7 protein-coding genes are annotated in these 12,002 nt (G+C 63.5%); 3 read left to right on the forward strand and 4 right to left on the reverse strand.

Annotated elements, in window-relative coordinates:
• Positions 1-87 precede the first annotated feature (87 nt).
• From ABSG20_RS04665 to ABSG20_RS04675, 3 genes are read left to right on the forward strand one after another with little or no spacing between them, the layout of a single operon-like run.
• Positions 88-768, forward strand: a complete 681-nt coding sequence (locus ABSG20_RS04665; protein ID WP_423863320.1) for a winged helix-turn-helix domain-containing protein — start codon at positions 88-90, stop codon at positions 766-768.
• A complete protein-coding gene (locus ABSG20_RS04670; RefSeq protein WP_423863321.1) occupies positions 752-2,224 on the forward strand; it encodes an ATP-binding protein in 1,473 nt (490 codons plus the stop codon). Before ABSG20_RS04665 ends, ABSG20_RS04670 begins: the two co-directional genes overlap by 17 nt.
• The gene (locus ABSG20_RS04675; protein ID WP_423863322.1) at positions 2,221-5,211 is read left to right on the forward strand and encodes a bifunctional [glutamine synthetase] adenylyltransferase/[glutamine synthetase]-adenylyl-L-tyrosine phosphorylase; all 2,991 of its coding nucleotides are present in this window, start codon (positions 2,221-2,223) and stop codon (positions 5,209-5,211) included. The genes ABSG20_RS04670 and ABSG20_RS04675 overlap by 4 nt, the downstream gene beginning before the upstream one ends.
• Positions 5,212-5,296: 85 nt before the next feature.
• Here ABSG20_RS04675 and ABSG20_RS04680 read toward each other — a convergent pair whose 3' ends face one another.
• The 4 genes from ABSG20_RS04680 to ABSG20_RS04695 all read right to left on the reverse strand — a co-directional run bounded on the left by ABSG20_RS04680 (position 5,297) and on the right by ABSG20_RS04695 (position 11,325).
• Positions 5,297-7,612, reverse strand: coding sequence for a PAS domain-containing sensor histidine kinase (locus tag ABSG20_RS04680; protein ID WP_423863323.1), 2,316 nt, complete (start codon positions 7,610-7,612; stop codon positions 5,297-5,299).
• Positions 7,613-7,835: 223 nt separating this feature from the next.
• Complete coding sequence (locus tag ABSG20_RS04685; RefSeq protein WP_423863324.1) at positions 7,836-9,215, reverse strand: cation-efflux pump; 1,380 nt, start codon at positions 9,213-9,215, stop codon at positions 7,836-7,838.
• An 88-nt stretch (positions 9,216-9,303) separates the two neighbouring features.
• Complete coding sequence (locus ABSG20_RS04690) at positions 9,304-10,272, reverse strand: zinc-binding dehydrogenase (RefSeq protein WP_423863325.1); 969 nt, start codon at positions 10,270-10,272, stop codon at positions 9,304-9,306.
• Between the two features lie 57 nt (positions 10,273-10,329).
• Entirely contained in the window at positions 10,330-11,325 is a 996-nt protein-coding gene (locus ABSG20_RS04695; RefSeq protein WP_423863326.1) for an NAD(P)H-dependent flavin oxidoreductase, read from the reverse strand.
• Between the last annotated feature and the right edge of the window lie 677 nt (positions 11,326-12,002).

The raw sequence follows: 12,002 nt of genomic DNA on the forward strand, positions 1-12,002 counted from the left end.
GCAGAGGCGACCGTTCGCCTTGCATGCTTATGCCGACCGCGCCATGGTGAGAGAAGGCAGGCCCACTTGATCGCAACTGATCCGCAAATGCGCCTCTTGATCATTGAAGACGACCGCGAATCCGCCGACTATCTGGTCAAGGCGTTCCGCGAAGTTGGCTACGTCGCCGACCTTGCCAGCGATGGCGAGGAAGGGCTGGTGATCGCCGAATCGGGCGATTATGACGTGTTGGTGATCGACCGGATGCTGCCGAAACGCGACGGCCTGTCGCTGATCGGCGCGCTGCGCGAGAAGGGCAATGGCACGCCAGTATTGATTCTTTCAGCACTCGGCCAAGTCGACGACCGCATCAAGGGGCTGCGCGCCGGCGGCGACGATTACCTGCCGAAGCCTTATTCATTTGCCGAACTGCTGGCCCGGGTTGAGGTATTGTCGCGTCGCCGTGGCGGCCCCGCCGAGGAAACCACCTATCGCGTCGGCGATCTGGAACTCGATCGCCTCTCGCATCGGGTCGCCCGCGGCAAGGATGAACTGACCCTGCAGCCGCGCGAGTTCCGGCTTTTGGAATATCTGATGAAGCACGCTGGCCAGGTGGTGACGCGAACGATGCTACTGGAAAATGTCTGGGACTATCATTTCGATCCGCAGACAAATGTCATCGACGTGCATATTTCGCGGCTGCGCTCCAAGATCGACAAGGGTTTTGAGCGGCCGCTTCTTCATACGATTCGCGGCGCGGGATACATGATCCGTGACGGCATTCGGTAAGCTGATCCGAACTACGGCGTTCCGCCTGACGCTGGTCTATCTTTTTTTGTTTGCGCTGTTTGCCGCGTCGCTGCTGGGCTATTTCGCCTGGAATACGCGGCGGCTGATCACCGAGCAGATTGCCTCTACGGTGGACGCGGAAACCGGCGAGTTATCCGACATCTTTGGACGCCGGGGACTGCGCGGCTTGGTTTTCAACATCGAGAACCGCGCGTTGCGTCCCGGCGCCAATCTCTACCTCGTGACCACGCCGGCGGGGCAGGCCATCGCCGGCAATGTCGGCTCGCTGGCGCCGGGCGTGATGGCGACCACGGGCTGGTCCGAAACCGCCTATCGGCGGCTCGACGAGCAGGACAACGCATACCATCGCGCGCTCGTGCACGTCAGCGAGCTCAGCGGCGGCTTCCGTCTGTTGATCGGGCGCGATCTGGAGGAGCGCCGGCGGATGTTCGGCATCATCGCCAAGGCCGCGCAATGGTCGGTGTTGATCGTCGTGGTGCTGGGCCTTGGCGGCGGCATATTTGTTGCGCGGCGTGTGTTGCGGCGTATCGATGCCATGACCGGCACCACCCAACGCATCATGTCGGGCGATTTGAGCGGGCGGTTGCCGGTCGGGCGAAGCGGCGACGAACTCGACCGTCTGGCCGAGAATCTCAATGCCATGCTGGAGCGGATCGAGGCCCTGATGATGGGGTTGAAGGAAGTGTCCGACAATATCGCCCACGATCTCAAGACGCCGCTGACCCGATTGCGCAATCGTGCCGAAGAGGCGCTGGCGAAATCCGCCAGCGAGGCGGAGTACCGTAGCGCGCTGGAACGGACCATCGAGGAATCCGACGGCTTGATCCGGACCTTCAACGCCCTGTTGATGATTGCGCGCGCCGAATCCGGGCAGGCGAGCGGTGACATGGATGACTTCGACGCCGCCGACGTTGCCAACGGTATTCATGAGCTATACGAGCCGCTCGCGGAAGACGACGGCATGACCCTGCAGGTCAAAACGGTGTCCGCGCCACTCCACGGCAATCGCGAATTGATCAGCCAGGCGCTGGCCAACCTGGTCGAGAATGCGATCAAGTATGGCAAACCGGTGCCGGCGCCGCAATCGTTGAGCGCCGATGCCGTCGCCACGGCCGACAGCAGGGATATCGTGATCGAGGCAAGGCGCGACGGTGACCAGGTCCTGTTCAGCGTCACCGATCACGGGCCGGGGATCCCGGAGGCCGACCGCAAACATGCGGTGGAGCGATTTGTGCGGCTTGAGGCGAGCCGTACCCAGCCCGGCTCGGGGCTTGGATTAAGTCTGGCGTCGGCGGTGGCGACGCTGCATGGCGGTGAACTCCGGCTCGCCGATGCTCACCCCGGGCTATCGGCGATATTGGCAATACCGGCGCGGGTGGGCGTCAGCGACAGGCTTGCGGCTCAAACGCTTGCTGTGCCACAGAAGGTGGCATGAATTCATCCGCTGACGGCGACGCGGACCGACATCGTCTGGCCGCGCGGTTCGTGGACGGACCGCACGTCTCCGCTCGCGAAAAAGCCGAGCAGCGACTGACAGACTGGGTGACCGATCTCGCCGCGGAGCAGGCGGCTGCGATCGGCGATATTTTTGCCCGATTTCCCCGCGCGAAAGCCATTATTTCGGGCCTCGCTGAAGCCTCGCCCTATCTGTTCGATCTGGTTCGCGCCAGCGGGGCGCGCGCGATCCGGATGCTGAGTTGCGAACCGGAACGGCATCTGGCAGAGCTGATCGAAAGCACTTGCCGCGACGTTTCGGCAGCATCGAGCGAAGCCGATGCGATGGAAATGCTCCGCCGCATGAAATCGGAGGCCGCGCTCTTGATTGCGCTCTGCGACATCGGCGGCGTCTGGCCGGTGATGCGGGTGACGGCGGCGCTGACCGAACTGGCGGTTGCCGCGGTGCAGGCGGCGCTGCGTCATGTCCTGCGCCACGAAGCCGCGCGAGGCCGGCTGTCGCCGCCCCATCCCGATTACCCTGAGCAAGATAGCGGCCTGATCGTGCTCGCGATGGGCAAGATGGGCGCAGGCGAGCTGAATTTTTCCAGTGATATCGATCTGATCGTATTCTTTGACCAGAGGGCGCCCACGCTGGCGCCAGGTATCGAGCCGCATCCGTTTTTCGTCCGCGTCACGCAGGCCCTCGCCCGGCTTCTGCAGCAGCGCACCGGCGACGGCTACGTGTTCCGCGTCGACCTGCGGCTGCGGCCGGATCCGGCTTCGACACAGGTGGCCATTTCGACCGAATCGGCACTGTATTACTACGAACGGGAAGGGCGGACCTGGGAACGCGCAGCCATGATCAAGGCCCGGCCATGCGCCGGCGACCTCAGGGCTGGCGAGGCGCTGATCGCGGAAATCGCGCCCTTTGTCTGGCGCAAGCATCTGGATTTCGCGGCGCTCGCCGACGTACATGAAATGAAGCGGCAGATGCAGACCTATCGCGGGCAAACCGAGATCGCGGTTGAAGGTCACAATGTCAAGATCGGGCGAGGAGGTATCCGCGAAATCGAATTTTTTGCGCAAACCCAGCAATTGATCGCCGGCGGCCGGCATCCCGAATTGCGGGTGCGGCCGACGCTCGAAGCGCTCGATGTGCTGGCATCGAGCAACTGGATCACGTTCCGAGCCCGCGACGAACTGACCGCGGCCTATCAGTTCCTGCGGCGGGTCGAACATCGGTTGCAGATGGTGGCGGACGAGCAGACCCATAGCCTGCCGGACGATGTCGAGGCGATGGAGCGCTTCGCCTGCTTTTTCGGATACGACAGCCGCGCGGCTTTCGCCGGCGATTTACTCGGTCATCTCAAGGTTGTGCAGGGGCATTACGCGAAACTGTTCGAAGGTGATCCGACCGGGACCGCGAAACTGCCGGATGTGGATTACAGCGCCGGTCCGGAGGATCCGCGCCTGCTCGAACACCTGGCCTGGCTCGGCTTCAAGAAGCCGATCATGGTGGCGCAGACAGTGCGGCAATGGATCGCCGGCGACTACCGCGCGCTCAGGATGGGGGCGACGCGAGACGCCTTCGTCGAGTTTGTGCCGGCGCTGATCGACGGCCTGGCGCGCGCCGAGGAGCCGGACAGCGCGGTGACGGCCTTCGACCGCTTCCTGCAGGCGCTGCAGCGCGGCTGGCGGCTGATTTCGCTGCTCAGCCAGAACCGCGACCTCGTCGCATTGGTAGCGCTCATCCTCGGCGCCGCTCCGCGGCTCGGCGACACGCTGGCGCGGCAGCCGCAGATCATGGACGGATTGATCGATCCGCGCTTCTTCGGTGCGATGCCGGACCGGCGCGAATTATCCACGCGGCTGGCGGCGACGCTTGCGGAGGCGATTTCCTACGAAGAGTTTCTCGATCGATTGCGGTTGTTCGGCCAGGAAAGCCTGTTCCTGATCGGCGCCCGGATCCTGTCCGGCACGGTCTCGGCACAACAAGCCAGCATCGCATTCGCCGATGTCGCCGAGGGCATCGTCCATACCGTGCACGGGCTGGTAACCGATCGGTTCGCGGCTCAGCACGGCCGCATCAAGGGGCAGGAGACCGCCGTCCTTGCGATGGGCAGACTTGGCAGCCGCGAAATGACGGCCTCCTCCGATCTCGATCTGATCCTGCTCTATGATTTCGATGCCGCGCACCCGGATTCCGACGGCGCGCGTTCGTTGCATGGCGCGCATTATTTTGCGCGCTTCACCCAGCGGCTGATCAGCGCGTTTACGACGCGGACAAATTATGGTGTGCTCTACGAGATTGACATGCGGCTGCGCCCGTCCGGCCGGGCCGGCCCAATGGCGTCGCACTTCAAATCCTTCGCCGAATACCAGGATCGGGAGGCCTGGACCTGGGAGCATATGGCGCTGACCCGCGCGCGGGTGATTTCGGCGTCGCCGGAATTCGCTGACCGAATCGGAAAAATCATCCGCGAGGTGCTGACACGGCCGCGCGACGCAGCCAGCGTCGCCAATGATGTAGCGGAGATGCGCCGGGCCATTGCGCTGGAAAAGGGCGAAAAAGACGTCTGGGACCTGAAATATGCCGCGGGCGGCATGGTTGATATCGATTTCATTGCACAATACCTCCAGCTCGTTCACGCCGCCGCCACGCCCGACATCCTCGACGTCTCGACGCTGCACGTGCTGGACAATGCAGCCCGGCTCGGCGTGCTGTCGCAACCGGCCGCGGAGATCCTGCGCCCGGCGGCGCGGCTCTATCATGACCTCACCCAAATTCTGCGGCTCTGCGTCAGCGAAAGATTCAATCCGGGCACGGCGGGAGATGATCTGTTGCGGGTGTTGGCGCGGGCCGGCGACGCACCGGATTTCTCATCGCTCGAGGCGCGCGTCAAGGAGACCCAGAGCGAGGTGCGCCGGGTTTTCCGCGATCTGGTCGGGGCGACGCAGCTGAGGCCCGCGCTCAGGCGTCTCTGAGCGCCGCGCAGGCATCCCGGACCTCGGGATCGAGTCCCGCGCCGCCCGCCCCGAGATGGCAAAGAATCGAGGCGCATATGCCTGTTCAGGCCGCCACCGACATCTTCGCCCGGGCCTTGCGCGCGTCGCGCGGCAGCGACACGCAGACGACGGTACCGGCGCCGAGCTTCGAGCGCAGCCGCATAGATCCGCCGTGCAGATGGGTCAGCGATCGCGCAATCGCCAGTCCAAGCCCGGAGCCGTGATAGGTTTTTGTGAGTTGGCTCTCGACCTGCTCGAAAGGTCTGCCGAGCCGCGACAGCGATTGCGGCGCGATCCCGATACCGGTGTCGGCAATCATCAGCAGGATTGAATCGCTGACAAGGCGGCTGCGAACCACCACCTTGCCGCCATCTGGCGTGAATTTGACCGCGTTGGACAACAGGTTGACGATGATCTGCTTGATCGCGCGGCGGTCCGCCACCACCGAAATGGTCCCCTTGAAATCGGCGTTGAGCGCCAGATTTTTGTCCGCGGCGCGCCCGGATACCACCTTGAGCGATTCCGCCAGCGTCTTCGACAGGTCGAGTTGCTCCATGTCGAGCTTCATTCGGCCGGCTTCGATCTTCGACATATCCAGTATGTCGTTGATGACTTCGAGCAGATAGTGGCCGCTGGTGAGAATGTCGTGACAGTATTCCTGATATTTTTCCGATCCGAGCTTGCCGAACATCCCGCTTTCCATGATCTCGGAGAAGCCGATGATGGCATTGAGCGGGGTACGCAGCTCGTGGCTCATATTGGCGAGGAATCTGGATTTGGTCTGGTTGGCTTCCTCGGCGCGGGTTTTTTCCTCGGAGTATTTCTCGGCGAGATCGGCGAGCTCGATGGCCTGCCGTTCGAGTTCGGACTGCGAGCGTTTCAGATCGATCACGGTGGCGCGCAGGCGCAGGTCGTTGTCGACCAATTTCTGTTCATGCTCCTTGATGCGGGTGATGTCGGTGCCGACCGAGACATAGCCGCCGTCCTTGGTGCGGCGTTCGCTGATATGCAGCCATTTGCCGTCTTCGAGCTGCGCCTCGAAGGTGCGCGCGCCCGGCGCCGGGGCGCCGGTATCGTGCAGCCGGCTGCGGATCTCCGGCATGCTGCCGACTTCAATCACGGTTTCATAGGATGTCCCCGGCGTGACCGCCGAATCCGGCAGCTTGTGCAGGCGCTGGAAGTGCGAGTTGCAGAGTACCAGGCGATCCCATGCGTCCCACAACACGAAGGCTTCCGGAATGGTCTCGATCGCGTCGCGCAGGCGTAGGTCAGCCTCCACCGTCTTCTCGGCGAGGCTCTTTTGCTCGGTGATATCGACGGCAATGCCGATCAGGTGCATTCCGGCATCGCCGGCGCCGTGGCTGAGTTCGCAGCGCACGCGTAGCCAGATCCAGTGGCCGTCGGTGTGCTGCATGCGGAAGGTCTGGTCGATGTGATCGATCTTCGAGGAAATCAGCTGATCGGCGATCGCGAACAGGTCGATGTCGTCGGACTTAACCAGCGCGTTGACCTCGCCGAATGTCAAGAGGTCGCTGCGGGTGTCGAGGCCCAGCATCGTGAACATCGACTGCGACCAGAAGATTCTGCCGCGCGACAGGTCCCAATCCCACAATCCGCAGCGGCCGCGGTTGAGCGCGGTATCGATACGGCTGCGCACGGCGTCGTTGATGAGGTCACCTTCGCGCGCGCGCGTCGACTGCCAGTGGAATGCAAAGCCAAGGATGAGCACGACAAATCCGGTGGTCGCGGAAAGCGTCACCGACAGAGCGGCGTCCGATCCCCAAAGCGAATCGACCTTTTCCTGGATGATGATGACATGGCCCGGCAGCGATTTAACGGCTTGCCGGATGCTCAGCGCGGCGCGGCCGCTCGGCAAGGTGATGTCGGTTGCGCCGGCTTGCGGTCCCGGCGCGCTCGGGGGCGGCGCCGCGATGTCGAATACCCGGTCGAGCTCGCCGAGGCCGGCTTCGATCGGGACGCGGGCGAGAATGCGCATGTCCGCGCCGGTGACAATGATGTGCCGGCCAACGGCGGCGCCCCAGGACGGAACCATGCCGGGCAGCAGAAGTTGCAGCCGCTCCAATGCCGCGCGATCGTCCGGAGCCGAAACGATGCGGTCGATCCGTTCGACGAGCAGGTCGGCGAGCGCCGCAAGGTCGCGCTTGAGGGAGGCGCGTTTTTGCCGGTTCTGTTCGAGCACCTGCACGAACGCGCCCAGGCAAATGGTAATCAGGAAGGCAATGATCAAAGTGGGCACGGCACGGCGAAGCGCAGGCTCCGCTATCAACAGCCTATGATAGGCAGGTTTCGCGATCGACTGCGCCAATCCCTTGATCGAATCGGACTGGACGCAGGCACTCGCCGCGTGCGCGCGCACCATGCCATTGGCCCCCAAGGAAAAACCTCTATTCCTGCTCGGAAGGACCCCAGCCGCTTCCGAATCAAGTTGATTTGAATCCAGTTTTCGGGGGCTGTCGAGAGTCAACGATTCCTTAATGAAAATAATTGTTGTCCGACACCGAATCGGTGCCCGAAACGCCCGCAAAAATACCTGCTGCGCGAGTCCGAAAGGGGAACGTGCAAACCGGGGATTCGGATTTCGTCTAAGCGTCGGGCGGCTCGGCGTGACTGATGACGCGTTTCACGGTCGGAAATGCGCGGCGCAACGCGTGCTCGATCGCGTCGACGTTTTCGTGGACCTTGATCACGCTCATCGAGGGCGCGGCGCGGCAGTGGAAGTTCACGATTTCACCGGCGTCAGTATTGCGCACCCGCACGCTATGGATGTCATGGATCTCGCCATCGGCGGCGAAGCGTGACAGCGCCGTCGCGATGGCTTCGACGCGCGCGGGCGCGGCGTCGGTTCCGAGCGGCAATTCCGGTTCCAGCGGCTCGATGTGGGTGTCGACTTCGACGTCCTCGCCGAATTCATCGCGAATGTTTCGCTCCAGATCCTGGGCGATGTCGTGCGCTGCCGTCAGCGCCATGTCGCCGTCGACTTCGAGGTCGATGCTGACGGTGAGCTTGCCGCCGAGATCGTGCACCGTGACGTGATGGACGGCGAGACCGGAATTGCGGGCGATCACCATGATGCGTTCCCGTATGCTTTCATTGTCGCGTGCGACCGGCACGGCCGTGAATGTCAGATCGGCATCGTCAAGCGCGCCTGCGACCGCGGCTTCCGCCTTGCGCTTGATCTGCTCGACCCGGTCGATCGGATAGGTACGCGGCACCTGAACGATGGCATCGATGAAGTGCGTCGATCCGACCATCCGCACCCTCAAGCGTTCGACATCGACCACGCCCTGTACCGCCCTGATGGCGGCCGCGGCCTTTTCCGAGGCGCCTTCGGGCGCGCGGTCAAGCAGCGTTTCGACGGTGGAGCGCGCCATCCGCAGTCCCAACAGCGCGATCATGATCGCTACCCCGATAGCGGCGGCGGAGTCGCCCCAGGCATAGCCCAGTCCGGAAAGCCCAAGCCCGATGATGACGGCGACCGAGCCAAGCACGTCGGAGGCGAAATGCAAGGCGTCGGCGGCCAGCGCCTGGCTCTTGGTATCGTGCGCCGCGCGATGCAGCGCGCGCGCGCGCCAGAGATTCACCGCGATGTCCACCAGGAGCACGATAAACGGGATCGCCGAGATTGTCGGCGGTGCTACGCCTTCGCGCAGACGGCTGTAGGATTCGACCAGGATGCCGCCGGCCAGCACATACAGCATGGCGATCACGCCCAGCGCTGACACGCTTTCGAATTTGCCGTGACCATAATGATGTTCCTTGTCGGCGGGGAGGTCGGAGACTCGCACCACCATCCAGGTGACGATGGTCGCGACCACGTCGACCGACGAGTGCAGGGCTTCGGAGATCAGCGCGAGGCTGCCGATGGCGATGCCGACCACGAATTTGGCCGCAGCCATCCCGGCGCTGGCAAATACCGAGATCGCCGCGACGCGGGATTTTGCGTTTTGATCGGGGTGGTTCATGGGCCGGGGTTTAGCAGCCGATCGTATAAGATTGAAGCGCCGATCACATGCGGAATTAGAAACTGCCGAGGAGGCCAGCGCTCCGCGCTTACAGCGTCGCGACGATCTTGCCGAGATGCCTGTTGGCCTCCATGTGCTCGAACGCCTTGCCGATATCGTCGAAGGCAAACACCTTGTCGATCGGCAGTTGCAGCTTTCGCGCTTCCACCGCCGGCCAGATATCCCGGCGGACCTCGTCAAAGATCTCGCGGATTTCCTCGATCGTGCGGCTGCGGAAGGTGACGCCGATATAATTGATGCGGCGCGCGGCGTGCAGGTCGAAGTTGAAATCGGCGTGGGCGCCGCCGAGCCGGCCGACATTGACGATGCGGCCCTTGATCCTGGTGGCGGCTAGGTTCTGGCTCGCGACCTTGCCGGAGACCTGATCGACGATCAGGTCGACGCCGTCGCCGTTGGTTGCTTTCAAGACCTGCTCGACCCAGCCGGGATCGCTGGAATCTACCGCCAGGTCGGCGCCGAATTCCTTCAGCCGCCCGCGGCGCACCGCGTCGGTCGAGGATCCGACCACGAGCCCGGCGCCCTTGAACCTTGCAATCTGCAGCGCCATCAGGCCGACACCGGAACTGGCACCTTGAATCAAGACCGACTGGCCCGGTTGCAAGGCGCCGTTGGTCACCACCGCGTTGTGCATGGTGGCGAGCGCGACGGGTAGCGTGGCGGCCTCCTCGAAATTCATGTTCGAGGGGGTGCGAAACAGCCGGCCGTGATCGGCGAGCGTATATTCCGCGAACGCGGCGGCGCCCGATCCCATTACCCGATCGCCGACCTCAACACCTTTGGCCTCGGGTCCGAGTCCGGCGATCTCGCCCGCCCATTCCATTCCCAGCACGGTGCCGACGCCGCCGGCGTTGCCGTGCGCATGCCCCCGGGTCATGCCGAGATCGGCGCGGTTGAGGCCGCAGGCGCGCACGCGAACCAGCACTTGCGTGCCTTTCGGCGCGGGTCTTGCGACTTCGGTAATGGCAGCGCCATGGGCGCCGTACACATAGGCTTTCATCTTGCGGCTTTCATCTTGCGGCTTTCATGAGATCATGCGGTTGGGCAAGCCCGGGTGTTATTCCGCGGCCTGGCGGCGGGCGCCGGACATCATGGCCTCGAGCCGGGACCGAATAATGGTTTCCGCCTCATGCATGATCCGCGACACCAGTTCGGCGCAACTCGGGATATCGTGGATCAGTCCCTGCACCTGGCCGGCGGACCAGATGCCCTCGTCGGCATCGCCCGTCGCATAGACCATCCTGCCGCGCGCGCCGGCCACGAGTTCGCGAACCTGCTCGAAGGCCGCGCCCTGTTTTTCCAGCGCGACGACCTGCTGGCTCACCGCGTTCCTGGCGACCCGCGAGGTGTTGCGCATGGTGCGGAAAATCAGGTCGGTTTCACGCTCGTCATTGGCGACGATCTTTTCCTTGATCAGCTGATGAATCGGGCTCTCCTTGGTGCACATGAAGCGCGTGCCCATGTTGATGCCCTCGGCGCCGAGCGCAAGTGCCGCGACCAGGCCGCGGCCGTCGCCGAAGCCGCCGGAGGCAATCATCGGAATTTTGATCTTGTCGGCGGCCACCGGAATCAGGATGAGGCCGGGGGTATCGTCCTCGCCCGGATGCCCTGCGCACTCGAAACCGTCGATCGAGATGGCGTCGACCCCCATGCGCTCCGCCGATAGCGCATGGCGGACGCTGGTGCATTTGTGGACGACCACGATGCCATGCTTTTTGAATTCGGTGACGTGTTCCTGCGGCTTGTTGCCGGCGGTTTCGACGATTCTGATGCCGCTCTCGATGATGGCCTGGCGATATTCCGCGTATGGCGGCGGCTTGATCGAGGGCAGAATGGTCAGATTGACGCCGAACGGCTTGTCGGTCAGGCCGCGGCAGCGCGCGATCTCCCTGGTCAGATCCTCCGGCGTCGGCTGCGTCAGCGCGGTAATGAAGCCGAGCGCGCCGGCATTGGCGACCGCGGCCACCAGTTCGGCGCGTCCGACCCACTGCATGCCGCCCTGCACGATCGGGTGTTCGACGCCCACGAGTTCGGTAAATCGAGTTCTTATCATGTTTGATCCCTGATGGTTTTCCCGGCGCGGGCAACCCGCGCACGTTCAAGTTTTGGTCGATTTTCGCCGGCAGGATGCCGCTCCGGATGGTGATTGTCCATCGCTGAGCCCTGCCAGCCTTTCTGACTCGTTTGGATGAAATGTGGGGGCGTCGATGGAGGGCGACCACCAGGGTCGCGCCTGCGGGATCGACGTGGTGTGGGGGCGCCCGTTTTGGGCGCCCTGTTCGCCGATAGAGGGCGACCACAAGGGTCGCCCCTGCGGGATCGACATGGCGTAGGGGCGCCCCTTGTGGGCGCCCTGTTCGCCTCACCTTTGTTCTTCTTGGCCACCGAGACGCTCCGATACAATTTTAAAAAAGCTACGCGCATGATTTCATTTTTCGTCGTGGCCGAAAGCGCCAAGAAGCGCGGAGCCTGTGATCGGGGTGCGCTTCGCGCGGCCCCGTTGGCGCTTTAGCCCGGGCATGACGAAATCCGCAAGCTCCAGACGCCAATAATCGCCCCGCGGCGCGAGGCGCCCGGGCTTTGCCAGGAAACTTAACCGCCCTCAGAGAACAGAGGGCGTGGGGAATGCCGGATGCCCAGTGGCACCCGCAGCCTCGCGTGCAGAAAACGGCCATCACGCACACGAGTATTCACAGCGAGGCACCGGAAAACACCCGGCATTCCCGCACG

The sequence above is a fragment of the Bradyrhizobium sp. genome, from assembly GCF_049512235.1.
Lineage (GTDB): Bacteria > Pseudomonadota > Alphaproteobacteria > Rhizobiales > Xanthobacteraceae > Bradyrhizobium.

Bases quoted from the DNA above. Each gene is read 5' to 3' on its own strand.
- ABSG20_RS04665 (WP_423863320.1), top strand. From the start codon at position 88: ATGCGCCTCTTGATCATTGAAGACGACCGCGAATCCGCCGACTATCTG.
- ABSG20_RS04675 (WP_423863322.1), top strand. From the start codon at position 2,221: ATGAATTCATCCGCTGACGGCGACGCGGACCGACATCGTCTGGCCGCG.
- ABSG20_RS04680 (WP_423863323.1), bottom strand. From the start codon at position 7,612: ATGGTGCGCGCGCACGCGGCGAGTGCCTGCGTCCAGTCCGATTCGATC.
- ABSG20_RS04685 (WP_423863324.1), bottom strand. From the start codon at position 9,215: ATGAACCACCCCGATCAAAACGCAAAATCCCGCGTCGCGGCGATCTCG.
- ABSG20_RS04690 (WP_423863325.1), bottom strand. From the start codon at position 10,272: ATGAAAGCCTATGTGTACGGCGCCCATGGCGCTGCCATTACCGAAGTC.
- ABSG20_RS04695 (WP_423863326.1), bottom strand. From the start codon at position 11,325: ATGATAAGAACTCGATTTACCGAACTCGTGGGCGTCGAACACCCGATC.